Genomic DNA, 25,140 nt, shown 5'->3' on the forward strand with positions numbered 1-25,140 from the left:
GATGTAACCATGAAGCTACTCGGCTCCCCCCTCATCTTTGGTGATTTCCTCGCCCGCAGCGTGCGGGGCCTCTCGTGTGCACCGCCCTCGCGCTTCATCCTTGCTGGCAATTGATATCCGTTAATCATAAGCATGATGAGGCGCCGAACATGGCAGACCAATACGAAAACCCGATGGGCCTGATGGGCTTTGAATTTATTGAATTCGCATCGCCCACCCCCGGCACCCTGGAACCGATCTTCGAGATCATGGGCTTCACCAAGGTCGCGACCCACCGTTCCAAGAACGTGGAGCTGTATCGCCAGGGCGAGATCAACCTGATCCTCAACAACGAGCCCCACAGCATCGCCTCGTATTTCGCCGCCGAACACGGCCCGTCGGTGTGTGGCATGGCGTTTCGCGTCAAGGATTCACAAAAAGCCTACAACCGTGCCCTGGAGTTGGGCGCGCAACCGATCCATATCGAAACCGGGCCGATGGAACTGAACCTGCCGGCCATCAAGGGGATTGGCGGAGCACCGCTGTACCTGATCGACCGGTTCGGTGAGGGCAGCTCGATCTATGACATCGATTTCGTGTACCTCGAAGGCGTGGAGCGCAACCCGGTAGGCGCCGGCCTCAAGGTCATCGATCACTTGACCCACAACGTGTACCGCGGGCGCATGGCTTACTGGGCCAACTTCTACGAGAAGCTGTTCAATTTCCGTGAAGCCCGCTACTTCGACATCAAGGGTGAATACACCGGCCTGACTTCCAAGGCCATGAGCGCCCCGGATGGCATGATCCGCATCCCGTTGAACGAAGAGTCGTCCAAGGGCGCAGGGCAGATCGAAGAGTTCCTGATGCAGTTCAACGGCGAGGGCATCCAGCACGTGGCGTTCCTCACCGACGACCTGGTCAAGACCTGGGACGCGTTGAAGCGCATGGGCATGCGCTTCATGACGGCACCGCCGGATACCTACTACGAAATGCTCGAAGGCCGCCTGCCGAACCACGGCGAACCCGTGGACCAACTGCAAGCGCGTGGCATTCTGTTGGACGGCTCGTCCATTGAAGGTGACAAGCGCCTGTTGCTGCAGATTTTCTCGGAAACCCTGATGGGCCCGGTGTTCTTCGAATTCATCCAGCGTAAGGGCGACGATGGGTTCGGGGAGGGCAACTTCAAGGCGTTGTTCGAGTCGATCGAGCGTGACCAGGTACGTCGCGGTGTATTGACCGCCGACTGAACAAAAAACCGCCCGGTCGAGGTCTGCCTCGGCCGGGCGATTTTTTTGCCTGGCGTCAGGCTTTTCGCTGGCGCACCAGGTGCTTGAAGCCTTCATATACCAGCACCATCACCGCCAGCCAGATCGGAATGTACGTCAGCCATTGCCCGGCCTTGATCCCTTCACCCAGCAGTAACGCCACGCCGAGCAGCAACACCGGCTCCACATAGCTGAGCAGGCCGAACAGGCTGAACGCCAGCAAGCGGCTGGCAATGATATAGCTCACCAGCGCCGAAGCGCTGATCAAGCCCAGCATCGGGATCAGTGCGTACAGCTTCGGATAGGCATCCAGCACCGCGAAGCCTTGTTCGCCGCTTTGCACGAACCACCAGGCCACCGGCAGCATCAACGCCATGTCCAGCCACAACCCGCCCAAGTGGTCGGTTGCCAGGTATTTGCGCACCACGAAATACACCGGGTAGCCGATGATCACCACCAGCGTGGCCCAGGAAAAACCGCCCGCCTGATACAACTCGTTCAGCACCCCCAGGGCGGCGAAGACCACGGCAATCTGTTGCAGGCGCGAAAGGCGTTCGCCATACACCAGGCGCCCGGTCAGCACCATGGTCAGCGGCAGCAGGAAGTACCCCACCGACACATCCAGGCTGCGCCCGTTGAGCGGCGCCCACATAAACAGCCACAGTTGCACCCCGAGCAAAGCCGAGGACACCACCACCCCGGCAATCAGCCGTGGCTGGGCCGCCAACCTGCGCAACAGTTCCCACACCCGTCGCCATTCGCCAGTGACCAGCATGAACACCGTCATGCACGGCACGGTCAGCAACATGCGCCAGCCAAAAATCTCCAGGCCGCTCAATGGCGTGAGCAATGACGTGAAGTAATACATCACGGCAAATAACACCGAGGCCGATACCGATAACACAACACCTTTAGACACGCTGTCCTCGCGAAAACCGATAGCTAAAAAAGAGGGGGGATTTCAGGCTGGGAATATATTGCTTTTGAGCTGAGACGTTTGCTCTGTTTTGGGGCATCTTATGGGAAATTTTCTCACGCCCAGGATTCGTACGGATGTCCATCCCCCCGCAGCCACCCCTCGACGCATTCGATGTGGCGATTCTCAAGCACCTGCAACATGACAACACCACCGCCCTGCGGGTGATTGGCGAGCAGGTCAACTTGTCGACGGCTGCCGTGCAGCGGCGAATCAAACGCATGCAGCAGAGCGGGGTGATCACGGCTAATACGGCGGTGGTCAACCAGGAGGCGCTGGGCAAGCCGATCACGATCCTGGTGGAGGTGCACGCCGAACGCACGCACATCGAAGACCTTGATGTACTCAAGGCGCAGATGTCGATTCCCCAGGTGCAGCAGTGCTATTACGTCACTGGCGATGCGGATTTCATGCTGGTGATCGTGGTGGAGACCATGAAGGCATACGAGACCCTGGCCCGGCAGTTGTTCTACGAGAACCGCAATATCAAGTGGTTCCGCAGCATCGTGGTGATGGACCGGGTCAAGGTCAGCCTGGATGTGCCGCTGGACTGAGCCAGCGGCGCACATCCAACCGATGGCCGCCGGCTCAAGGTCGCGCGATTCGCCCGGAGACGAAGTGGCCCACGTCATTGAACCCCGGCGTCGACGAATGCCCCGGTGTCACCAGTGAGTCAATGAACGCTTCATCCTCAGCGCTGATGTGCACATCCAGCGCTCCGGTGTAGGCGTCCCACTGGGCTTCGGTACGAGGCCCGACGATCGCCGAACTCACTGCCGAGTTGTTCAGCACCCAGGCAATCGCAAATTCGACCATCCCCACACCGCGCCCTTGGGTGTAGTGCTGGATCTGCTGGGCAATACGCAGTGACTCTACGCGCCATTCGGTTTCCAGGATGCGTTTGTCCTGGCGCGCGGCGCGGCTGCCCGGTTCAGGGGTGACGTCGGGCGCATACTTGCCGCTGAGCACGCCCCGGGCCAATGGGCTGTAAGGCACCACGCCCAGTCCGTACGCGGCGGCGGCGGTGAGCTGTTCGACCTCGGCCTGGCGATTGACGATGTTGTACAGCGGTTGGCTGATGATCGGCTTGTCGACACCCAGGCGCTCGGCCACGCGGATCACCTCGGCAATGCGCCAGCCGCGGTAGTTGGACAGGCCCCAATAGCGGATCTTGCCTTGGCGAATCAGGTCGCCGATCGCCGACACGGTCACCTCCAGCGGCGTGCCGTGGTCTTCGCGGTGCAGGTAGTAGATGTCCAGGTAATCCGTGTCCAGGCGCCTCAGGCTGGCTTCCAGCGCGTTGAAAATCCGCTTGCGGCTCAAACCGCTGCGGTTGGGTACGCCGTCGACGGGGCCGATGCCGACTTTCGAGGCCACCACCCAGTCCTCGCGATGACGCACGATGGCCTCACCGACGATTTCTTCGGAGCGCCCGCCGGTGTAGACGTCGGCCGTGTCGATAAAGTTGATGCCCTGGTCCCAGGCCTTGTCGATGATGCGCAGCGAGTCCTCGGTGCTGGTCTGTTCGCCAAACATCATGGTGCCCAGGGTCAGCGCGCTGACCTTCAAGCCGGACTGGCCCAGTGTGCGGTAAATCATGGAAAGCTCCTCGAAACGCGCAAATGTACGTTATGCAATACCAGACTCGCAGGCTCTGGAACAAGCCCTGCGCGCGTTTCTTCATTCGTTCAGCAAGGCCTGGCAGCGCACCTGTAAAAAACGGTGCAACACCTTCACCCGCTCCGACACTTGCAGGCGGTGGGGGCACATCAGGTTGAACGGCGTCGGTTCGCCCTGCCAGTCCGGCAGCAGTTGCACCAGGCGTCCGGCCTTGAGGTCGCGGGCGATATCCAGGTTGGCCTTATAGGCGATGCCATGGCCGGCCAATGCCCAGCGCCGCACGATTTCACCGTCATCGCTCAGGTAATCGCCCGTCACCTCGACTTCCTGGAGCACGGCGCCTTGGCGAAAGTACCAGGTGTTGTTGGCGCGCCCCTGGCGCATGTAGCGCAGCGTGTTGTGTTGCGCCAGCTCCGTCGGGGTGCGCGGCGTGCCATGGCGCGCCAGGTAGTCGGGGCTGGCGCAGGGGATGCGTCGATGATCGGGCACCACCGGCAGCGCCACCAGGCTGGAGTCCCGGGGGACACCGAAACGCAGGGCGATGTCGACGGTTTCGCGGAACAGGTCGGCATTGCTGTCGTTGAGCATCAATTGCAAACGGATGTTGGGGTGCTCGAGCTTGAACGCATCCAGCCAGCCCAGTACCACGTTGCGCCCGAAATCCGACGGCGCCGCCAACTGCAACAACCCGGTCAAGCCGTGGCTTTGCTGCCTGAGCGCTTGCTCACCCTCGGCCAGCGTCGCCAGCGCCTCGCGCACGCTGTCGAGGTAACGCCGACCCTCTTCGGTCAGGCGCATGCTGCGTGTGGAGCGGGCCAGCAGGCGACTGCCCAGGCGGGTTTCCAGGCGCTTGAGGGCGATGCTGGCGGCGGCCGGGCTCAGCCCCAGGCTGCGCGCGGCGGCAGACAGGCTGCCGGTGTCGGCGGTGCGAACAAAGACTTCCAGGTCGAGAATCGAGCTCATTTATAAAAATCCTTTAAAGATCCTGTCGTTTTACCGGGATTTTTCGTCGATTGCCAAGCTGGGAAGATGAACGCTCACTTTCTAACCCAGGACATTTCCCCATGACATCCTCCCTCAGCGGTCAAACCGTGATCGTAATCGGCGGCAGCAGCGGTATCGGTGCCGCCGTGGCCAAGGCGGCGACCGCACGTGGTGCGCAGGTGGTGTTGGCCGGCCGACGCCTGTCCTCCGGCGTCGATAACGGCGTGCGCAGCGAACCGGTGGACGTGACCGACGCCAACTCCCTCCAGCAACTGTTCGAACGCGTGGGGCGCTTTGACCACCTGGTCTATACCTCGGGCCCTTCGGTACGGGCCAAACCCCTGGTCGAAACGGACCTGGACGAAGCCCAGGACAATTTCAACGTGAAGCTCTGGGGTTCACTGCGCGCCATCCAGTTGGCCCTGCCTTTTATGCATGAGCGCGGCAGCATCAGCCTGACCTCTGGCCAGTTGGGGAGAAAATTGGCACCGGGGCAGTTCATCAAGACCGGTATCAACGCCGCCACTGAAGCATTGGGCAAGCAACTGGCCAAGGAGCTGGCACCGCGTCGGGTCAATGTGATCAGCCCAGGCGTGATCGACACACCGGCATATGCCGGGCTGGCTGAAGAACAACGGCTGGCGATGTTTGCCAAGGCGGGCGGTGCGTTGCCGGTAGGGCGCGTGGGGCAAGCGGAGGAGGTGGCGGCCGGGTATGTGCTGGCCATGGAGAATGGCTTTATGACCGGTGCCGTGATCGATATCGACGGCGGCGGTCTGCTGTAGCGCTGTCGCCCGGCAAACTGGTCTCCCAGTTAAGCGAACCTCGCCTTCTGTAGGAGCGAGCTTGCTCGCGAAAAACTCACAGGCACCGCGTTGATTCAGGAAACACGCGTTATCGTTGAGGTTTTTCGCGAGCAAGCTCGCTCCTACATAAGCGGCGTCAGGCCTTCAAGGTCCGCGTCATGCGTAACGCCAGCACACTACCCGCGACAATCACCGCTGCCAGCAAGTACAGCGCCATATCCGTCGACCCGGTGGCATCCTTCACAAAGCCGACGATATACGGGCTGAGGAAGCCGGCCATCTGGCCCATGGAGTTGATCAGCGCCAAGCCACCGGCTGCTGCGCCTGCGCTGAGCATGGCGGTCGGCACCGGCCAGAACATCGGCAGGCCGGTGAGGGCGCCCATGGTCGCGATGGTCAGGCCAAGAATCGCAATGGCCGGCGTGGTGGCGAAATTCACCGCGATGACCAGGCCGATTGCGCCCATCAGCATCGGCACCACCAAGTGCCAGCGCCGTTCCTTGCGCAGGTCGGCGGAGCGGCCCACCAGCAACATGAACACCGCGGCCAGCAGATAGGGAATCGCGCTGAGCCAGCCAATCACCAGGTTATCGCTGAACCCCAGGTTCTTGATGATCGACGGCAGCCAGAAGTTGATCGCGTACACGCCGCTCTGGATGCAGAAGTAGATCAGGCCGAAAGCCCAGATCGCCGGATTCTTGAACACTTCTCCCAGGGAGTCCGTGGTGGTTTTCGGCTTGTTCGCCAAATCCGTCGCTTGGTCGGCCTCCAGCACCGCGCGCTCATGGGGTTTGAGCCACTTGGCGTTGGCGAAGCTGTCACTGAGCAGGAAGTAGGCGAGGGCGCCGAGGATCACGGTCGGGATGCCTTGCAGCAGGAACATCCACTGCCAGCCCGCGAGGCCGCCTTGGCCGGCAGCGAAGTGGTTGAGAATCCAGCCGGAGAACGGGCTGCCGAGCAAGCCGGAGACCGGGATCGCCGACATGAACAAGGCCATGATGCGACCACGGCGGAACGTCGGGAACCACTGCGAGAGGTACAACACCACGCCGGGAAAGAAGCCCGCTTCTGCGGCACCGGTAAACAGGCGCAAGGTATAGAAGTGCGTCGGCGTGGTGACAAACAGCAGGCAGGTCGACAGCGTGCCCCAGACGATCATCATCAATGCAATCCAGCGTCGTGGGCCGAACCTGGTCAACGCCAGGTTGCTCGGCACGCCGCACAGCACGTAGCCGATAAAGAAAATCCCGGCGCCAAGGCCGTAGACGGTTTCGCTGAACTTCAAGGCATCGAGCATCTGCAACTTGGCAAAGCCAACGTTTACCCGGTCGAGGTAGTTGAACAGATAGCAGATGAAGATGAAGGGAATCAGGCGCAGGGTGATGCGCTTGTAGATGGCGTTTTTATCGTCATCGGTGGCCAGTGTGGCAGCGGCGCTCTGTGACATGGGGATCTCTCTTTATTATGATTTTTCGCGATGCGCAGGTAACGTTGATCGCCCAACGAGTCTCGGCCACCTGGCGGGGTGCTGTCTTTGTGCTCGCGCACAGTGAAGCATCGTTTGCGCTGTGCCGATGAACAACCCTCCCTTTCAACGACTTCTTTCCAGGAGATGGCCCCATGTTCGAGCTGGATCATGACTTGGCGCAGGATATCGTCGACCGCACCATGGCGATCCTGCCCCACAACGTCAACGTCATGGACAGCCAGGGCCTGATCCTCGGCAGCGGTGAGCCCGAACGCATCAACACCCGCCACGAAGGGGCGCAACTGGTATTGGCCAATGGCCGCGTGGTCGAAATCGATGGGCAGACTGCCAAGCACCTCAAAGGCGTACAGCCCGGTATCAACCTGCCGTTGATGCATGACCAACGTCTGATCGGCGTGCTGGGCATCACCGGCGAGCCGGAAGGGCTGCGCACCTATGCCGAGCTGGTGCGCATGACCGCCGAAATGTTGGTCAGCCAACGTCACCAGCAGGTTGAACAACAATGGCGGCGCCAGCGCTGCGACGATCTGCTCGCCTTGTTGCTGGCTGACAGCGGCGACTCTCCCCGCCTGGTGGACGAAGCCCAACAACTGGGGCTCAAACCGCAGATGGCACGCACGCCTTACCTGTTCGAATTGGGGGTGGGGCAATCGGCGGAGGCCTTGAGTGCCTGGCTGACATCGCGCTACCCGGACAGCTGGTGTGTGAGCTCGGCGCAGTTTTCCCTGCTGTGGTGCCGACCGGCAGCCGTGCCGGTGGACAACCTCCGCCTGCTGGAGAAGCTTCAGGGCCTGGGCTGGAACATCCTGCGCGTCGCCGTTGGCGGGCAGGCCGATGGGCTGGCGGGATTGCGTCGATGCTACCGCAGGGTCGGCGATTTGTTGGCCTATGGGCGCGATATCTTGCCCCAGTCGCGCCTGTTGACCCTCAACCGTTACCGTCTGCCGGTGATGCTGTGGCGCCATCGCAACGACGATGCGCTGGACGAGCTGCTCAACCCCTTGCGCAAAGTGCTGGCCAAAGACAGTAACGGCCAACTCCTGGCCACGTTGCGCAGCTGGTGCGATCACGATGGGCAAAGCCAGGCTTGCGCCGATGCCTTGGGTATCCACCGTAACAGCCTGCGCTACCGCATGGAACGCATCGCCGAGCTGAGCGGCGTCGACCCGCTGACCCTCGATGGCATGCTCGCGCTGTACCTTGGCGTGCAGCTATTGCCCCAGCCTTTGTCCGAATGAACAACAAACCCCACCCGTACTTGTGCATCGGACCGGCGTTATTCCCGGAGCCAACTGGCAGCATGGGCGTCATAAAAACCGGAGAAAGCCCATGAAAATCATCATCGCCCCCGACTCGTTCAAGGACAGCCTGAGTGCCGACGGCGTCGCCCAGGCCATTGCCGAAGGCTTGGCCCAGGTCTGGCCGGATGCACAGTTGATCCAGTGCCCGATGGCGGATGGCGGTGAAGGTACGGTGGATTCGGTGCTTGCGGCGTGCAATGGCGAGCTGCGTCACCAGCGCGTACGCGGCCCGCTCGGCGCGACGGTTGACGCGCGTTGGGGCTGGTTGGCCGACAGCCACACCGCCATCATCGAAATGGCCGAGGCCAGCGGCCTGCAACGGGTGCCGCCAGGCCAGCGCGATGCATGCCGGACCACCACCTATGGCACCGGCGAACTGATCCGCGCGGCCCTGGATGCTGGCGCCCAACGCATCATCCTGGCGATTGGTGGCAGCGCGACCAACGACGGCGGCGCGGGGGCCATGCAGGCCCTTGGTGTGCAACTGTTCGACGCCGAAGATCAGGCCCTGGCACCGGGTGGCCTGGCGTTGGGCCAACTGGCACGTATCAGCCTCGAGCAACTGGACCCGCGCCTGGCCCAAGTGCGTTTCGATATCGCCGCCGACGTGAACAATCCGTTATGCGGTCCCCACGGCGCCTCGGCGATTTTCGGCCCGCAGAAAGGCGCCAACCCCGAGCAAGTCCAACAGCTGGACGCCGCCCTTGGCCACTTTGCCGACCATTGCGCCCAGGTCCTGCCCAGGGACGTGCGCGACGAGCCCGGCAGCGGTGCCGCCGGTGGCCTGGGCTTCGCCGCCAAGGCCTTTCTGGGCGCACAGTTCCGCGCCGGTGTGGAGGTGGTGGCCGAACTGGTGGGCCTCGACGAAGCCGTACGCGGCGCCGACCTGGTGATCACCGGCGAAGGCCGCTTCGACGCCCAGACCCTGCGGGGCAAAACCCCGTTTGGTGTGGCGCGTATCGCTCACCGGCACAACGTCCCTGTCATCGTGATCGCCGGCACCCTGGGCGAGGGCTACGAGCAGATGTACGCCCATGGGGTGGCGGCGGCTTTTGCTTTGCCCTCCGGGCCGATGAGCCTGGAGCAGGCGTGCAGTGAGGCACCGCGCTTGTTGCGGCAGAGGTCGGCGGATATTGCGCGGGTGTGGCGGTTGGCGGCGTTGCACCGCCGATAGAGCCACCCCTACACTGGGCGGCCACTTGTTTTTCAAAGGATGAAACACAATGCACCCGCCTGAACCCCATATCGTGATCCAGCGCTTTACCGAAGCTCACCTTGAAGGCGTCGCCGCGCTCTACAACGAGCCGGCCGTGTGCCGTCAGGTGCTGCAGATGCCTTTCCAATCCGCTGAAACCTGGCGCAAACGCCTGGTGATGGACAACGAGCGGCGGCTCCAACTGGTGGCGCTGCATGGGGGGGAAGTGATTGGCCAGCTTGGCCTGGAACAGTACCTGCGCGTACGCCAGGCCCATGCGGGATCGTTCGGCATGGGCGTGGCCACGGCTTGGCAAGGCAAGGGTGTGGGCTCGCGGTTGTTGGCCGCTGCGCTGGACGTGGCCGACAACTGGATGAACCTGCACCGTGTCGAACTCACGGTGTATGCCGACAACGAAGCCGCGCATAACCTGTATCGCAAGTTCGGCTTCGAAGTCGAAGGGCGGCTGCGCGATTACGCCCTGCGTGATGGTGTGTTCGTCGACACCCTGAGCATGGCGCGCCTGCGTCGGTCGGCTTAATCCTGCAAGGCAAACGCCACCGCAGCCTGCGCATGCAGCTCGGTGGTGTCCAGCAGCGGCAGGTCGCTGTGTTCCGGCTTGATCAGCAGGCTGATTTCCGTACACCCGAGGATGATGGCCTGGGCGCCGCGTGCGCCCAGGGACTCGATCACCCGCTGGTACACCTGGCGTGACGCCTCGCTGATCACCCCCACACACAACTCCTCATAGATGATCCGGTGTACCGCCTGGCGTTCATGCGCCTCGGGCACCAGCACGGTCAAGCCCTGGGCGGCCAGGCGTGATTTGAGAAAGTCCTGCTCCATGGTGAACGCCGTGCCGAGCAAGCCGACCGTCAAGGTGCCCGCTTCGACGGCCGCCGCACTGGCGGCATCGGCGATATGCAGGAATGGGATCGACACCGCCGCCTCAATACGCGGCGCCACCAGGTGCATGGTATTGGTACACAGCACTACGCACTCGGCTCCCCCGGCCTGCAAGCGGCGCGCGGCATCTTCCAGGATCAGCGCGGCGTCGTCCCAACGCCCGGCATGCTGGGCCTGTTCCACCGGGCCGAAGTCCACGCTGTACATCAACAATTGCGCCGAGCGCAGCGGGCCGAGCTGGTCGCGCACGTGCTGGTTGATGATGCGGTAGTACTCGGCGCTGGACTCCCAGCTCATGCCGCCGATAAGGCCGATGGTGCGCATGCGATGCTCCTGACAAGGAATGTCGCCCCACCTTACTCATCGGTCGCCGAATAGTCATACGCAGTTGCCGAGCAAATGACCGGAGCAGTTTCACATGTCCAGGTTGATCCAGCCCGGCCGGGCGGTTTCCGGTGCCACCGCGTGGACCGGTTTTCCCGTGGCCAGCTCCACCCGCCGTGCCACTTCCGGGTCGTCGGCAAAGGGAATCAGACTGGCCTCATCCAGGCTCTCGTTGGTCTGTCCGCGCAGGCAGTACTCCACCGCGCCATACAGGCATATCAGTATGAGGACACTCCACATATCAAGCGATCCGCGCATCGAGTTGGGCCACATGCAAGTCGGCGACCCGCACCGTGCGCCAGGTGTTGTAGGCCATCAGCAGCATGCCGCTGAGAAAGAACAAGCCGCCGGCAAAACGCACCACAAAGCCGGGGTGGCTGGCCTGCAAGGCTTCGACAAACGAGTAGGTGAGCGTGCCGTCATCGTTCACCGCCCGCCACATCAAGCCCTGGGTGATACCGTTGACCCACATCGAGGCGATGTACAACACCGTGCCGATGGTCGCCAACCAGAAGTGCAGGTTGATCAGGGGCACGCTGTGCATTTGTTCACGCCCGAATACCTTGGGGATCATGTGGTAGAGCGCGCCAAAGGTAATCATCGCCACCCAGCCCAAGGCTCCGGCGTGGACGTGGCCGATGGTCCAGTCGGTGTAGTGGGAGAGGGCGTTGACCGTCTTGATCGCCATCATCGGGCCCTCGAAGGTCGACATGCCGTAGAACGCAAGCGACAACACCAAAAAGCGCAGGATGGGGTCGGTGCGTAACTTATGCCAGGCGCCGGACAAGGTCATCATGCCGTTGATCATGCCGCCCCAGCTTGGCGCCAGCAGGATCAATGACATCGCCATGCCCAGCGACTGTGCCCAGTCCGGCAGCGCGGTGTAGTGCAGGTGGTGTGGGCCGGCCCAGATATACAGGGTGATCAACGCCCAGAAGTGCACGATGGACAGGCGATAGGAATACACCGGACGCCCGACTTGTTTGGGCACGAAGTAGTACATCATCCCGAGAAAACCGGTAGTCAGGAAAAAGCCTACGGCGTTATGTCCGTACCACCATTGCACCATCGCGTCGGTGGCCCCGGCGTAGACCGGATATGACTTGAACCAGTCCACCGGGATCGCCAGGTGATTGACCACGTGCAGCATCGCGATCACCAGGATAAACGCGCCGAAGAACCAGTTGCCCACGTAGATATGCGCGGTCTTGCGCCGCACCACGGTGGTGAAAAACACAATGGCATAGGCCACCCACACCACGGTCATCCACACCGCGCCGGAGAACTCGATCTCGGCGTATTCCTTGGTGGTGGTGTAGCCCAGTGGCAGGCTGACCAGCATGATCACGATCACTGACTGCCAGCCCCAGAAGGTGAATGCGGCCAGCGTGTCGGAAAACAGCCGAACCTGGCAGGTGCGTTGTACCGCGTAGTAACTGGCGGCAAATTGCGCACTGCCGGCAAAACCGAAGATCACCAGGCTGGTGTGCAGCGGTCGCAGGCGACCAAAGGTGGTCCAGGGCAGGTCAAGGTTCATCTCGGGCCAGACCAGTTGCGAGGCGATCCAGACGCCCATGGCCATGCCCACCACGCCCCACACGAGGGTGGCGATCACGAATTGGCGGACGACTTTATAGTTATAGGCCTGTCCGGTTGCTGCTGTAGTCATGCTCAGTCCTCCCACGGTTCCAAGTGGCGGCACTGTAGGAAGCGTGGGCAAAACAAAACAGACTCAGAAAAACCTCATTACTGCGGATCAGTTTATCCAGCCTGAAAACGCTGCTCTAAGGCCATCTGATCCGCTTTTTATCGCTGGATGTGAATCTATAACGCGCTGCGCCGCAGGTGCATAGTCGTGCCATAGAAGCCGCACCGTGGATGCGGCCCACCCTGATGAGGCAGTGATATGTACCAATACGACGCATACGACCGGGCGTTGGTGTTCGAGCGCGTGGCGCAATTTCGTGACCAGGTGGAACGCTTTATCGCCGGCGACCTGAGCGAGGAGGAGTTCCTGCCGCTGCGCCTGCAAAACGGCCTGTACCTGCAAAAGCATGCCTACATGCTGCGTGTGGCAATCCCCTACGGCACCTTGAGTGCCGGGCAATTGCGCACGCTGGCTGGCATTGCACGGGATTACGACCGTGGCTACGGCCATTTCACTACGCGGCAGAACCTGCAATTCAACTGGATCGAACTGCACCAGGTGCCCGACATCCTCGAACGCCTGGCCCAGGTCGACATGCATGCGATCCAGACCTCCGGTAACTGCGTGCGCAATATCACCACGGAGGCCTTTGCCGGGGTCGCCGCCGATGAGATTCTGGACCCGCGCCCGCTGGCGGAGATCCTGCGGCAGTGGTCGACCATCAACCCGGAGTTCCTGTTCCTGCCCCGCAAGTTCAAGATCGCCATCTGCTCGGCCGACGAAGACCGCGCCGCGATCATGATGCATGACATCGGCCTGTACCTTTACCGTGACCGCCAGGGCGACATGCTGTTGCGCGTGATGGTGGGCGGTGGGCTGGGGCGCACGCCAATCCTGGGGCTGATGATTCGCGAGGGGTTGCCGTGGCAGCACCTGTTGTCCTATGTCGAGGCGATATTGCGCGTGTACAACCGCCACGGTCGGCGGGATAACAAATACAAGGCGCGCATCAAGATCCTGGTCAAGGCCCTGGGGATCGAAGCGTTTTCCCGCGAGGTGGAAGAAGAGTGGCAGTACTTGCGTGACGGCCCGGCGCAGTTGACCGACGCCGAATATACCCGTGTGGCGTCGGCCTTCGTCCCACCGGCCTATGCGCACCTGGCCGACACCAGCCTGGCTTATGGCACCGCCCTGGCGGACAACCCGCACTTTGCACGCTGGGTCAGCCGTAATGTGATGCCACATAAAGTACCGGGCTACACCAGCGTGGTGCTTTCCACCAAGCCGGGAATCAGCGCGCCGCCGGGCGATGTGACCGCCCGGCAAATGGATGCCGTGGCGCAGTGGTCAGAGCGTTTCGGCTTTGGGGAAATACGCATCGCCCATGAGCAGAACATCGTGCTGCCGGACGTGCCCAAGGAACAGCTGCATGCCCTGTGGACACTGGCCTGCGAACACGACCTGGGTGCGGCCAATATCGGCTTGTTGACCGATATCATTGCCTGCCCGGGCGGCGATTTCTGCGCCTTGGCCAACGCCAAGTCGATCCCCATCGCCCAGGCGATCCAGCAGCGTTTCGATAACCTGGACTACCTGCATGACCTGGGTGATATCAGCTTGAATATTTCCGGCTGCATCAATGCCTGCGGCCATCACCACATCGGCAATATCGGCATTCTTGGCGTCGACAAGAATGGCAGCGAGTGGTACCAGATCACCCTCGGTGGCGCCCAGGGCAAGCACAGCGCCTTGGGCAAAGTGATCGGGCCATCGTTCAGCGCCGCCGAAATTCCCGATGTGATCGAGCGAGTCATCAGCACCTTCGTGCGCTACCGCGAAAGCGAGGAGCGTTTTGTCGACACGCTGCAGCGCATTGGCCTGGAGCCGTTCAAGGAACGGGTCTACGCGGGGCAGCCGGCATGATCAACCTATTGAGGCTGGAACAGGGTGTGGCGCGGATCGTCGAGGATGACCCCTGGGTATTGGTGCGCGACGAGGTGCGAGCGCCTGGCCCGTTGATCCTGCCGCTGGCGGCCTATGAGGCGGGGCAGGGCGTGTGGTTGGGGCCGGATGATGAGGTCGAGCACCTGCAACCCTGGCTCGCCACCTTGCCGCTGATCGCCCTGGACTTCCCCAGCTTTCGCGATGGACGTGCCTACAGCCAAGCCTATCTGTTGCGCACGCGACTGGGCTGGCAAGGTGAGTTGCGCGCAATTGGCGATGTATTGCGCGACCAACTCAGCCATATGCGTCAATGCGGGTTCGATGCGTTTGCGCTGCGCGCCGACAAGTCCGCCGAGGATGCCCTCAAGGGCCTGGCGGGGATGAGCGTGCTGTATGGCCGCAGCGCCATCGAGCCACGGCCGTTGTTTCGCAGGCGATAGCCTGGCGGGCGTTAATCGTACGGCCAGGCGCCGCATCTGCCATGATCGGGTTTCGCAAATGGGCTCACCCAAGGAAATCCGCAATGGACGATGTACAGCAACTGGGCGAGATGCTTCGTCATTACGCCGATAGCGAAGCGCATAAAAAACAGCAGTTCGATGTGCAATCAGCCCGCTGGGCGCAAAAGCTCGGCGAGTTGTTCCAGCAGATCGAGCAGTGGCTGGAACCGGTCAAGACCCATGGCTTGCTGGAGGTTCACCGCGAAGCCTACGTGGCCAGCGGCCCGAGCATGCCGGTGGAGACATCGCCTTTCAACACGGAAAAACTCACGGTGCAGATCACCGGCAAAAACGTCGAGTTCGTGCCCGAGGTCATGGGCGCCGGCGGGTTGATCTGCGTGTCGGTCATGGGCCTTACCGCCGCGCGGCATGGCAGTGTCTCGCTGGTATTGCCCGCTGATAAGAACGACTGGCTCTGGAAGAAGACCAACGGCCTGAAAGACCCGGACACCTTCGGCTTCGACGCCAACTTCCTCGCGGCGCAGTTACAGAGCCTGATTCCCCGCGAACGCGGCTAAGCGCGCGATTTTTCCGTGATTGGCTATACCTACAGCTCAACGTTCTGATGATGGTTGCCAAGGAGTTCAAGCATGAAGCTAAGGCGAATGATCAGCACGCTCTGCATCGCTTCGATCGGGATGGTGGGCTGTGCCAGCAAAGTTACACAACCGGATGAATATTCGGGGTTCCTTTCCGACTACAGTCGCCTTAAGGAGGCCAAGTCGCCCTCGGGGGCCGAAGTGATGCGCTGGGTCGACCCCAAGCTGGACGTGAGTCGCTACAACGCGGTGTATATCGAACCCACCCAGTTCTACCCCAAGCCCCACGCCACGACGAAAATCCCCGAAAGCACGTTGCGCGGCATCAACGACTACTTCAACCAGGCGCTCAAGCGCGAGCTCGGCAAGTCATTGCCCCTGGCGCAAGGGCCAGGCAACGGGGTATTGGTGGTGCGGGCAGCGATCACGGCGGTCAGCACCAAGACCCAGGGGCTCAAGCCCTATGAGTATGTGCCTGTTGCGTTAGTCGCGGCGGCGGTCAGCGCTGGCAGCGGCATTCGCGACCAGGACACGATCCTGGGTACCGAGGCACAGTTTCTCGATGGGGCCAACGGCAACGTCGTCGCCCAGGTCGTGCGCAAAGGCACCGGCAAACCCCTGGAAAACGACGCACAAGCGATGACGCCCAATGATGTAAAAGGCGTCATCGATGGCTGGGCGTCGGACCTGCATCAGTCCTCCCTGAAGTTCAGAAAGCCTTAGGCCCGCCAGCGTCTACTTGAGAGGGGTCAGCGGTGGCAGTTTCCATTCACCGTTGCCCACCTCAGGTTTGGGCAGGTAAATCCGCAGTACCGCGTAGAACGGACCAGGAGGGGCAGGTAGCCAATTGCTTTGTTCTTCTTTCGGCGGTTCGTGGTGCTGCAGCGCCAGGGTCAAGCCGCCGTCGGCGTCCAGCTTGAGGTTGGGCAGCATCCGCGAGTTGATCTGGTAACGCTTCTTGTGATTGGGCACCAGCAGCTTGGTCTTGGCGTCGTACATGGTCAGCGACCAGAATGCATCGGCCGGCGGCAGCTGGCCCTTGGCAAAGTGGACGGTGTAGCTGTGACGAGCGCCGTTGGCGGGTTTACCCTCGCTGTCGATGAGGTAGCTCAGGGAGGCCGCCTCATCGGCCGAGTTGCGGAAAATCCCGATGTTGGCGCCAGCGTAGCGGTACAGGTAGTTGTTCTTCAGGCGGTCACGGCTGCCGAACAGGTCGGCGCTGGCGACCTGATGGGTGTCGAGCTTGTCCTTTTTAAAGGCTGCGAATTCCGCCCTGGCGTCGCTAATGCCGTCTTCGAGGGCCTTGCGCTGTTCAGCCGTCAACTGGTTGACCTTGAACGGGGCGCCAGGGGCAATGCCGATCTTGGCAAAGCGCGCCAGCAGGTCTTTTTCGCTGTCCTGGGGCGCGGCGAAGGCCAGCATGAAGTTCAGGTAGCGAAACAACTGCGGTCCTTCGGTCATGGTCGCCAATGGCTTGGGCCATTGGATCTTGGCTGCCTTGGCCGGGGCGGCTTGCTTCACGTAATTGCTCAGCGACTGCACTTTGTAGCCGTTCTGAATCTGCTTGACCTTGTTCAGGTCCTTTTCATCAAACAACTGAGTGCGGTAGAGGGCGTAGGCAATATTGCTCTCGCTGTACACCACACGGTCCACGTTGACTGGCTGCTGACCTTTCCAGTCCGGGCCGGCGACCATGTAGTGGCCGCCATTGTTGCCGGTGCTGCGGGTGCCCAGGTAAGCGAAATTCTGCGTATAGAGGTCGATCAGTTGCACCGAGTAGTAACGGTCGTCTTCGATCTTGGGCAGGGTGAGCACCAGCGGCTCGCTGCGCAGGTCCATCCACACGAATGAATAGGGTGTGTCGATGTTCGGGGTCGCGAATGCGGTGTCCTTTGGCGTGAGCGCCTGGGCGGTATTGCCGATATGGTTGAACGGTGCCTTGAAGTTGGCCCCGCCTTTATCAACGGCCTGGGTGTAGAGCGTCTTGTACATCTCAACGACTGGATAGCCATACAAGTAGGCTTCCTTGGCAATGGCCCGCGCTTCGCTCGGCGTCGCCGTGAAATCGGCCCAGGCACCGGTACTCATGAGTATCGAGAGGCTCGCCAACAGCAGGCGCGTCGGTTTTCCAATCATGTTGTTGCGTCCTTCCAGGGGGGCTTGGTGGGGAGAGTTATGGTACATGGCGCGGATGCGCCATGAGTTTCCATTTTTATTGGCCGAACGTCACGTTAAAAGCACGAAATCAGGCGTGCAGCCGCCGTTGCCTTGGCCGATCGAGTCAACAAATGAGAAATTCAACGTCAGAGGCTGCGCAGGCGCTGACAGCCGTCCAGGGTGGGCAGCATGCGCTGACAGTGGGCGGTCATGCGGCAGGCGGCAACATCGCTTTGACCTTGTCGCGCAACTGATCGATCGAGAACGGCTTGGCGATCACCTGCATACCGGTAGACACATCGATATTTTCGGCATAGCCGCTGGCGAACAATATCGGCAAGGTCGGACGCAACTCACGGACCTTGGCCGCCAGTTGCTTGCCGTCCATACCCGGCAGGCCCATGTCGGTCATCATCAGATCAATCGTCTGGTGGGTGTCTTCAACCACTTCGAGCGCCTTTTCGGCATCAGCGGCCTCCAGCACTGCGAACTCCAACTCTTCGAGTACATCGACGATCAGCATGCGCACGATGGCGTCATCTTCGACTACAAGGATGGTGGAGGCGGTGGGCATAGTAGACATTCCTGAAAGGTGAGGGGCTGAGCGTGAAAGGCAAAAAGACAACTTAGTAATGAGTGGAAGCAACGCCAGCAAGTTCCAAAGTAATTGCTGGCATTGTGACGTTCGTGGAGCAGAATGTCCCGTCGGCTTGTTCTGTTCCCCTTGCTTCTTTGGGTGAGGAAGAAAGCGCGAGGAGTTCCGGAGCCAAGCAGCCTGATATTTAAGCAGCCGAATCAATACAGAAAAATAGCGTTCGCGCGCAACTTTGGGGCAAACTCCTCGTTTTTCTGAATTGGCCAAGGCATGCCCATGACTCCCGCGTCGACTGTCGATGAAAAGAGCTTTCGTACACTGCTGGGCCGAAACGTCGCGCTGCCCCTGGGCGTGGGCGTGCTCAGCGCGGTATTTTTCGTCTGCCTGATCACTTATTTGCTGTCGGTAATCCAGTGGGTGGAGCACACCGACCGGGTCATCAACAACCTCAATGAGACGTCAAAGCTGACCGTCGACCTGGAAACCGGCATGCGCGGTTTCCTGATCACCGGTGACGAGCATTTCCTCGACCCGTATGAAGTGGCCAAGCCCCGCATCATTGCCGATTTGCGCAATTTGCAGGACCTGGTGGCGGACAACCCCCAGCAGGTGGACCGCCTCAAGCGCTTGGAAGCCTTGCAGATCGAGTGGAACAAGTACGCCCAATCGATGATTGATATGCAGCGTGAGAGCGGTGATTACCGTAGCGCTGTGAAGGCCGGCCGCGGCAAGCGCCTGACCGATGAAATTCGCAAGGAATACGACGATGCGGTGGCGATGGAGCAGCAGTTCCGTATCGCCCGCAACGAAGACGTCACCCGTACCACGGTCATCAGCGTCAGCTTGTACCTGGCATTTGTACTCGGGTTGAGTGGCTTTCTGGCCTACATCGGTCGTAAGAATTTACTTTCCTTATCCGATAGTTACAGCGCAAACCTCGCGTCACAACAGAAGATCGCGCAGCGCCTCGAGCGGCAAGCCTGGTTGCGTAATGGCCAGACCGAGTTGGCCGAACAGGTCCTCGGCCAACTGACCTTGAACATGCTGGGCCGCAATATCTTGCAGTTCTTCGCCCAGTACATGGGCTCGGCCGTCGCGGCGCTGTATGTGCGCGAAGAACACGGCGGCCTCAAGCGCGTGGCCACGTACGGCTTCTCCCGCGAGCAGGAGCAGCAGGAACAGTCGATCTACAGTGACGAAGGTATCGTCGGGCAGGCTGCCCAACTGGATCGCCTGATTCGCCTCGACGACGTGCCAGTGGACTACTTCAAGGTCAGCTCCGGCCTGGGCGAAGGCGCCACGCGCAGCGTGATGGTGATGCCGACGAGCGACGATGACCGGGTCAACGGCGTGATCGAACTGGGTTTCCTGCGCCCTCTGGAAGAGCGTGACGTTGATTTGCTGGAGCTGATCGCCGGGAATATCGGCACTTCCATCGAAGCCGCGCGTTATCGCCAGCGCCTGCAGGAAGTGCTGGCCGAGACCCAGCAGCTCAACGAAGAGCTGCAAGTGCAACAGGAAGAGCTCAAGACCGCCAACGAAGAACTCGAAGAGCAGTCGCGCATCCTCAAGGAGTCCCAGGCCCACCTTGAGACCCAACAGGCGGAACTGGAGCAGACCAACGAGCAGTTGGCCGAGCAGACCCAGACCCTGGCGGAGCAGCGCGACGCCATGGACCGCAAGAACGTCGAACTCAACCAGGCCCAGCTCGAACTCGAGGACCGCGCCGAAGAGTTGCAGCGCTCCAGCAAGTACAAGTCCGAGTTCCTCGCCAACATGTCCCACGAGCTGCGTACGCCGTTGAACAGCTCGTTGATTCTGGCCAAGCTTTTGGCCGAGAACCCCCAGGAAAACCTCAGTGCCGAGCAGGTCAAGTTCGCCGAGTCGATCTATTCGGCGGGTAATGACCTGCTCAATCTGATCAACGACATCCTGGATATTTCCAAGGTGGAAGCCGGCAAACTGGAGGTGCGCCCGGAAAACTCCAGTGTGGCGCGCCTGGTCGACGGCCTGCGCGGGATGTTCGAACCGCTCGCCGCCGATCGCAAGCTGGCGTTCCAGGTCGAAGTGCTGGAAGGCTCGCCGACCATGCTGTTCACCGACCGCCAACGCCTGGAGCAGATCCTCAAGAACCTGCTGTCCAACGCCATCAAGTTCACCGAGCAAGGTGAAGTCAGCCTGTCGGTCTCCCGGGCGCCGGGTGAGGGCATTGCCTTTACCGTGCGTGATTCGGGCATCGGTATTGCCCCGGACCAGCAGGAAAGTATCTTCGAAGCCTTCCGCCAGGCCGACGGCACCACCAACCGCCGTTACGGCGGTACGGGCCTGGGGCTGTCGATTTCCCGCGACCTGGCCACCTTGCTCGGCGGCTATATCAGCGTGACCAGCGAGCCGGGTAAGGGCAGCGTATTTACCCTGGTGTTGCCGGAGCAGTACATCGAGCGTGAGGAAGACGCGGCGCCTATCGAGCCGCCACGCCAGGTGGTTGCGGTCCCGGCGCCCAAGCCGATCGCGGTATCACCCTTGCCGATCGCGGACGCCAAACAGATCCCACGGTTTGCCGACGATCGCGAGAAAGCCCCGTTTACCACCCGTTGCATCCTGGTGGTGGAAGACGAGCCGAACTTCGCCCGCATCCTGTTCGACCTGGCCCATGAGTTGGGTTACCACTGCCTGGTGGCCCATGGCGCAGACGAAGGCTACAGCCTGGCCGAGGAATATATCCCCGATGCCATCCTGCTCGACATGCGCCTGCCGGATCATTCGGGCCTGACTGTGTTGCAGCGCCTCAAGGAACATGCCAATACCCGGCATATCCCGGTGCATGTGATTTCCGTGGAAGACCGCGTCGAAGCCGCCATGCATATGGGCGCCATCGGCTATGCGGTCAAGCCCACCACCCGCGAAGAGCTCAAGGACGTGTTTGCACGCCTGGAAGCCAAGCTGACCCAGAAGGTCAAGCGCGTGCTGCTGGTGGAGGACGATGACCTGCAACGCGACAGCATTGCCCGCCTGATCGGCGACGATGACATCGAAATCACCGCCGTCGGCTTTGCCCAGGAGGCCCTCGACCTGCTGCGCGCCAACGTCTATGACTGCATGATCATCGACCTCAAGCTGCCCGACATGCTCGGCAACGAGTTGCTCAAGCGCATGGCCACCGAGGATATCTGCTCGTTCCCGCCGGTGATTGTCTACACCGGGCGCAACCTGACCCGCGATGAAGAGACCGAACTGCGCAAGTATTCGCGCTCGATCATCATCAAGGGTGCCCGTTCCCCGGAGCGCCTGCTGGACGAGGTGACACTCTTTCTGCACAAAGTCGAATCCCAGCTGTCCCATGAACGCCAGACGATGCTCAAGACTGCCCGCAGCCGCGACAAGGTGTTCGAAGGCCGCAAGATTCTGTTGGTGGACGACGATGTGCGCAACATTTTCGCCCTGACCAGTGCCTTGGAGCACAAGGGGGCTGTGGTGGTCATCGGGCGTAACGGTCGTGAAGCCATCGATAGACTCAATGAGATCGACGATATCGACCTGGTGCTGATGGATGTGATGATGCCCGAGATGGACGGTTACGAAGCCACCACCTTGATTCGCCAGGACCCGCGCTGGAAAAAACTGCCGATCATTGCCGTCACCGCCAAGGCCATGAAGGACGATCAGGAGCGCTGCCTTGCGGCGGGTTCCAACGATTACCTGGCCAAGCCGATTGACCTGGATCGCCTGTTCTCGCTGATCCGCGTATGGCTACCGAAGATGGAACGCATTTAAGTGGAGCGAAGTTTTTTGGAAAAAAGCAGCGATATTGAGCTGCGCCTGCTGATCGAGGCGATTTACCTCAAGTACAGCTATGACTTTCGCGACTATTCCGGTGCGTCGGTAAAACGCCGCGTGGCTCACGCCCTGCGCCAGTTCGACTGCGCAACCATTTCGGCGTTGCAGGAGCGGGTGCTGCACGACCCGGCGGCGTTCATGCAGTTGCTGCAATTCCTGACGATTCCGGTCAGCGAGATGTTTCGCGACCCGTCGCACTTCCTCGCGATCCGCCAGGAAGTGGTGCCGCTGCTCAAGACCTACCCGTCGATCAAGATCTGGATCGCCGGCTGCAGCACGGGGGAGGAGGTGTACTCCATGGCGATCCTGCTGCGTGAAGAGGGGTTGCTGGAGCGCACCATCATCTACGCCACCGATATCAACCCGGCGTCCCTGGACAAAGCCAAGCAGGGGATCTTTTCTCTGGAGAATGTCCGCGCCTACACTGCCAACTACCAGCAGGCTGGCGGGCAGCGTTCATTTGCCGACTACTACACCGCGGCTTACGATTACGCGATCTTCGACAAGACGCTGCGTGAGAATGTGACCTTCGCTGACCATAGCCTGGCGACCGATAGCGTGTTCTCAGAAACTCAATTAATTTCATGCCGTAATGTTCTGATTTATTTCAATAAAAAGTTGCAAGACAGGGCGTTTGGATTGTTTCATGAGTCGCTGTGCCATCGCGGCTTCCTGGTGCTGGGCAGCAAGGAAACCCTGGAATTTTCCGGCTACAGCAAGCAATTCGAACCCCTGGTCAAGCAGGAACGGATCTACCGAAAATCATGAACGACGCCGCCGCCAACCCGATTCGCGGGATTGAAGCCATCGTCGTCGGCGCTTCCGCTGGCGGGGTCGAGGCGTTGCTGAGTATTTTCAGTGACTTGCCCGACACCTTCGGTCTGCCGATCGTCGCCGTGCTGCACCTGCCGGATGAGCGCCGCAGCCAGTTGGCCGAGGTTTTTTCGCGGCGCCTGCGCATCCCGGTACGGGAAGGCCAGGACAAAGAAGCGATCGAGCCGGGCACCTTGTATTTCGCCGGCCCTGGCTATCACTTGTCGGTGGAGCATGATCGCAGCCTGTCCCTGAGCCAGGAAGACCGGGTACATCATTCCCGGCCTGCCATCGACTACCTGTTCGCCTCCGCCGCCGATACCTATGGCAAGGGCCTGCTCGCGATTCTGTTGACCGGCGCCAACCATGACGGCGCCCATGGCCTGATGCAGGTCAAGCACAGCGGTGGCACCACGGTTGTACAGGACCCCGACGAAGCACGCATTGCGGTGATGCCACGGGCAGCCCTGGCCCTGCACACACCCGACCATATTCTGACCTTGAGCCGCATTGCCTCCTTGCTGGCTTCCCTGGAATCTTCCCCATGTTAAGTACTGTCCAGGCCAAACTGCTGATCGTCGACGATCTGCCGGAAAACCTGCTGGCCCTCGAGGCGCTGATCAAGCGCGAGGATCGCCAGGTCTTCAAGGCCTTGAGCGCCGACGAGGCCTTGTCGTTGTTGCTGGAGCATGAGTTCGCCATGGCGATCCTCGATGTACAGATGCCCGGCATGAACGGTTTCGAGCTGGCCGAACTGATGCGCGGTACCGAGAAAACCAAGAACATCCCGATTGTGTTCGTCAGCGCCGCGGGCCGCGAACTGAATTACGCCTTCAAGGGCTACGAAAGTGGCGCCGTGGACTTCCTGCACAAACCCCTGGACATCCATGCGGTGAAGAGCAAAGTCAATGTGTTCGTCGACCTCTACCGCCAGAGCAAGGCGATGAAACTGCAGGTCGAAGCCCTTGAGCGCAGTCGCCGCGAACAGGAACTGCTGTTGACGCGCCTGCAGGCCACCCAGGCTGAACTGGAACAGGCCGTGCGCATGCGCGATGACTTTATGTCGATCGTTGCCCATGAGGTTCGTACACCGCTCAACGGGCTGATCCTCGAAACCCAACTGCGCAAGATGCACCTGGCGCGGGATAACGCCGCCGCGTTTACCCTGGACAAGATGCACGCGATGGTCGACCGCGATGAGCGCCAGATCCAGAGCCTGATCCGCTTGATAGAAGACATGCTCGATGTGTCGCGTATCCGCACCGGCAAGCTGTCGATTCGCCCGGCACGCTTTGACTTGACGCAATTGGTACGCAACCTGCTGGAGAACTTTGCCCCCCAGGTGGCGGCCGCCGAGTCGTCGATGCAACTGGACGCCGAAGGGCCGGTGGAGGGCAACTGGGACGAGTTCCGTATCGAGCAGGTGGTCTCCAACCTGCTGACCAATGCGTTGCGCTACGGGGCCAAGAGCCCGGTGGAGGTGCGCGTCTATGCCGTGCACGGCGAGGCGCGGGTGGAAGTGCGTGATCATGGTATCGGGATCAGCGAAGACAACCAGAAGCGGATTTTCCAGCAGTTCGAGCGCGTATCCGCCAGCCATGTAGCCGCGGGCCTGGGCCTGGGGCTGTTTATTTCCGAGCAGATCGTGGCGGCCCACGGCGGCACCATCGAAGTCGAGAGCCAGATAGGCGAGGGCGCGCTGTTCCGGGTGTGCCTGCCCCTGGATGCGCCGGTGTGAAATCAATCGTCACCTCGACGCAACCTCTGCATGACCCTATGGTCGTATTTGCAGCAAATGACCGAACAAAGGCTTCCCATGAGTGAAGATGCACAAGATGTCGTACTGATCGTCGAAGACGACGAATCCATTATGTTCGTGCTGGGTGAATACCTGGCCGGCCTGGGTTACCGGGTATTGAAGGCCATCGATGGGGAGCAGGCGTTTGAAATCCTCGCAACCAAGCCACACTTGGACCTGATGGTCACAGATTATCGCCTGCCTGGGGGAATCTCCGGGGTGCAGATCGCCGAGCCGGCGATCAAATTGCGGCCGGAGTTGAAAGTCATCTTTATCAGCGGCTACCCGCAGGAAATCCTCGACTGTAATAGCCCGATCACGCGTAATGCGCCGATTTTGGCCAAGCCGTTTGACCTGGATACGCTGCAAGAGCATATCCAGCGACTTTTAGCTTGAAACAGCCC

At 60.9% G+C, this 25,140-nt stretch carries 24 protein-coding genes; 15 read left to right on the forward strand and 9 right to left on the reverse strand.

Annotation, left to right across the window (positions count from 1 at the left end; translation table 11 throughout):
- Positions 1–149 precede the first annotated feature (149 nt).
- On the forward strand, positions 150–1,226 hold the full coding sequence (gene hppD, locus P2T68_RS17710) for a 4-hydroxyphenylpyruvate dioxygenase (RefSeq protein ID WP_024075360.1): 1,077 nt from the start codon (positions 150–152) through the stop codon (positions 1,224–1,226).
- Positions 1,227–1,281: 55 nt separating this feature from the next.
- On the opposite strand, the gene rarD is transcribed toward hppD, so the two are convergent.
- On the reverse strand, positions 1,282–2,163 hold the full coding sequence (gene rarD, locus P2T68_RS17715) for an EamA family transporter RarD (RefSeq protein ID WP_102623395.1): 882 nt from the start codon (positions 2,161–2,163) through the stop codon (positions 1,282–1,284).
- A 134-nt stretch (positions 2,164–2,297) separates the two neighbouring features.
- On the opposite strand from rarD, the gene P2T68_RS17720 reads away from it, so the two are divergent.
- Positions 2,298–2,774: an Lrp/AsnC family transcriptional regulator gene (locus P2T68_RS17720; RefSeq protein ID WP_024075362.1), complete on the forward strand. Its 477-nt coding sequence runs from the start codon at positions 2,298–2,300 to the stop codon at positions 2,772–2,774.
- 34 nt (positions 2,775–2,808) lie between these two features.
- Here the strand turns inward: P2T68_RS17720 and P2T68_RS17725 are convergent, their stop codons facing one another.
- Both P2T68_RS17725 and P2T68_RS17730 read right to left on the reverse strand, forming a co-directional pair.
- A complete protein-coding gene (locus P2T68_RS17725) occupies positions 2,809–3,819 on the reverse strand; it encodes an aldo/keto reductase (RefSeq protein ID WP_168232640.1) in 1,011 nt (336 codons plus the stop codon).
- Between the two features lie 81 nt (positions 3,820–3,900).
- Positions 3,901–4,803 carry a LysR family transcriptional regulator gene (locus P2T68_RS17730; RefSeq protein ID WP_024075364.1) on the reverse strand — a complete coding sequence of 301 codons (903 nt, stop codon included), beginning with the start codon at positions 4,801–4,803 and terminating at the stop codon, positions 3,901–3,903.
- A 101-nt stretch (positions 4,804–4,904) separates the two neighbouring features.
- On the opposite strand from P2T68_RS17730, the gene P2T68_RS17735 reads away from it, so the two are divergent.
- Positions 4,905–5,609, forward strand: coding sequence for an SDR family oxidoreductase (locus tag P2T68_RS17735; RefSeq protein WP_069076028.1), 705 nt, complete (start codon positions 4,905–4,907; stop codon positions 5,607–5,609).
- Positions 5,610–5,766: 157 nt separating this feature from the next.
- Here P2T68_RS17735 and P2T68_RS17740 read toward each other — a convergent pair whose 3' ends face one another.
- Positions 5,767–7,077 (reverse strand): MFS transporter, encoded by a 1,311-nt coding sequence (locus P2T68_RS17740; RefSeq protein ID WP_024075366.1) that lies wholly within the window; start codon positions 7,075–7,077, stop codon positions 5,767–5,769.
- Positions 7,078–7,250: 173 nt separating this feature from the next.
- Here P2T68_RS17740 and P2T68_RS17745 point away from each other — a divergent pair, with 173 nt between their 5' ends.
- The 3 genes from P2T68_RS17745 (at position 7,251) to P2T68_RS17755 (ending at position 10,156) form a co-directional block, all read left to right on the forward strand.
- Positions 7,251–8,357 carry a sugar diacid recognition domain-containing protein gene (locus P2T68_RS17745; protein WP_024075367.1) on the forward strand — a complete coding sequence of 369 codons (1,107 nt, stop codon included), beginning with the start codon at positions 7,251–7,253 and terminating at the stop codon, positions 8,355–8,357.
- Between the two features lie 91 nt (positions 8,358–8,448).
- Positions 8,449–9,594: a glycerate kinase gene (locus P2T68_RS17750; RefSeq protein ID WP_277377953.1), complete on the forward strand. Its 1,146-nt coding sequence runs from the start codon at positions 8,449–8,451 to the stop codon at positions 9,592–9,594.
- A gap of 49 nt (positions 9,595–9,643) precedes the next feature.
- Positions 9,644–10,156, forward strand: a complete 513-nt coding sequence (locus P2T68_RS17755; RefSeq protein WP_277377954.1) for a GNAT family N-acetyltransferase — start codon at positions 9,644–9,646, stop codon at positions 10,154–10,156.
- Here the strand turns inward: P2T68_RS17755 and P2T68_RS17760 are convergent.
- From P2T68_RS17760 to ccoN, 3 genes are all read right to left on the reverse strand, one after another.
- Positions 10,153–10,845 (reverse strand): aspartate/glutamate racemase family protein, encoded by a 693-nt coding sequence (locus P2T68_RS17760; protein ID WP_069076026.1) that lies wholly within the window; start codon positions 10,843–10,845, stop codon positions 10,153–10,155. The genes P2T68_RS17755 and P2T68_RS17760 overlap by 4 nt on opposite strands.
- 90 nt (positions 10,846–10,935) lie before the next feature.
- Positions 10,936–11,145, reverse strand: coding sequence for a cbb3-type cytochrome c oxidase subunit 3 (locus P2T68_RS17765; protein WP_277377955.1), 210 nt, complete (start codon positions 11,143–11,145; stop codon positions 10,936–10,938).
- 1 nt (position 11,146) lies between these two features.
- A complete protein-coding gene (ccoN, locus tag P2T68_RS17770) occupies positions 11,147–12,574 on the reverse strand; it encodes a cytochrome-c oxidase, cbb3-type subunit I (protein ID WP_193689353.1) in 1,428 nt (475 codons plus the stop codon).
- 237 nt (positions 12,575–12,811) lie between these two features.
- On the opposite strand from ccoN, the gene P2T68_RS17775 reads away from it, so the two are divergent.
- The 4 genes from P2T68_RS17775 (at position 12,812) to P2T68_RS17790 (ending at position 16,259) form a co-directional block, all read left to right on the forward strand.
- Complete coding sequence (locus tag P2T68_RS17775) at positions 12,812–14,476, forward strand: nitrite/sulfite reductase (protein WP_150055673.1); 1,665 nt, start codon at positions 12,812–12,814, stop codon at positions 14,474–14,476.
- Positions 14,473–14,937 (forward strand): DUF934 domain-containing protein, encoded by a 465-nt coding sequence (locus tag P2T68_RS17780; RefSeq protein WP_024075374.1) that lies wholly within the window; start codon positions 14,473–14,475, stop codon positions 14,935–14,937. The genes P2T68_RS17775 and P2T68_RS17780 overlap by 4 nt, the downstream gene beginning before the upstream one ends.
- Positions 14,938–15,020: 83 nt before the next feature.
- Complete coding sequence (locus P2T68_RS17785) at positions 15,021–15,515, forward strand: hypothetical protein (RefSeq protein WP_024075375.1); 495 nt, start codon at positions 15,021–15,023, stop codon at positions 15,513–15,515.
- A gap of 72 nt (positions 15,516–15,587) precedes the next feature.
- Entirely contained in the window at positions 15,588–16,259 is a 672-nt protein-coding gene (locus P2T68_RS17790) for a DUF3313 domain-containing protein (RefSeq protein WP_024075376.1), read from the forward strand.
- A 12-nt stretch (positions 16,260–16,271) separates the two neighbouring features.
- Here the strand turns inward: P2T68_RS17790 and P2T68_RS17795 are convergent, their stop codons facing one another.
- The gene (locus P2T68_RS17795; protein WP_024075377.1) at positions 16,272–17,672 is read right to left on the reverse strand and encodes a DUF1254 domain-containing protein; all 1,401 of its coding nucleotides are present in this window, start codon (positions 17,670–17,672) and stop codon (positions 16,272–16,274) included.
- 229 nt (positions 17,673–17,901) lie between these two features.
- Complete coding sequence (locus P2T68_RS17800) at positions 17,902–18,267, reverse strand: response regulator (protein WP_155766399.1); 366 nt, start codon at positions 18,265–18,267, stop codon at positions 17,902–17,904.
- Positions 18,268–18,564: 297 nt separating this feature from the next.
- On the opposite strand from P2T68_RS17800, the gene P2T68_RS17805 reads away from it, so the two are divergent.
- From P2T68_RS17805 to P2T68_RS17825, 5 genes are all read left to right on the forward strand, one after another.
- Positions 18,565–22,062, forward strand: a complete 3,498-nt coding sequence (locus P2T68_RS17805; protein ID WP_069076022.1) for a response regulator — start codon at positions 18,565–18,567, stop codon at positions 22,060–22,062.
- Positions 22,063–22,077: 15 nt separating this feature from the next.
- Positions 22,078–22,893, forward strand: a complete 816-nt coding sequence (locus P2T68_RS17810; protein ID WP_041161203.1) for a protein-glutamate O-methyltransferase CheR — start codon at positions 22,078–22,080, stop codon at positions 22,891–22,893.
- A complete protein-coding gene (locus P2T68_RS17815) occupies positions 22,890–23,489 on the forward strand; it encodes a chemotaxis protein CheB (RefSeq protein WP_150055676.1) in 600 nt (199 codons plus the stop codon). The genes P2T68_RS17810 and P2T68_RS17815 overlap by 4 nt, the downstream gene beginning before the upstream one ends.
- Entirely contained in the window at positions 23,483–24,676 is a 1,194-nt protein-coding gene (locus tag P2T68_RS17820) for a hybrid sensor histidine kinase/response regulator (RefSeq protein ID WP_024075382.1), read from the forward strand. The genes P2T68_RS17815 and P2T68_RS17820 overlap by 7 nt, the downstream gene beginning before the upstream one ends.
- Before the next feature lie 78 nt (positions 24,677–24,754).
- On the forward strand, positions 24,755–25,132 hold the full coding sequence (locus P2T68_RS17825) for a response regulator (protein ID WP_003217591.1): 378 nt from the start codon (positions 24,755–24,757) through the stop codon (positions 25,130–25,132).
- The last annotated feature ends 8 nt before the right edge of the window (positions 25,133–25,140 follow it).

Origin of the sequence: Pseudomonas sp. G11 (assembly GCF_029457515.1) — a bacterium.
GTDB classification, from domain to species: domain Bacteria; phylum Pseudomonadota; class Gammaproteobacteria; order Pseudomonadales; family Pseudomonadaceae; genus Aquipseudomonas; species Aquipseudomonas gorinensis.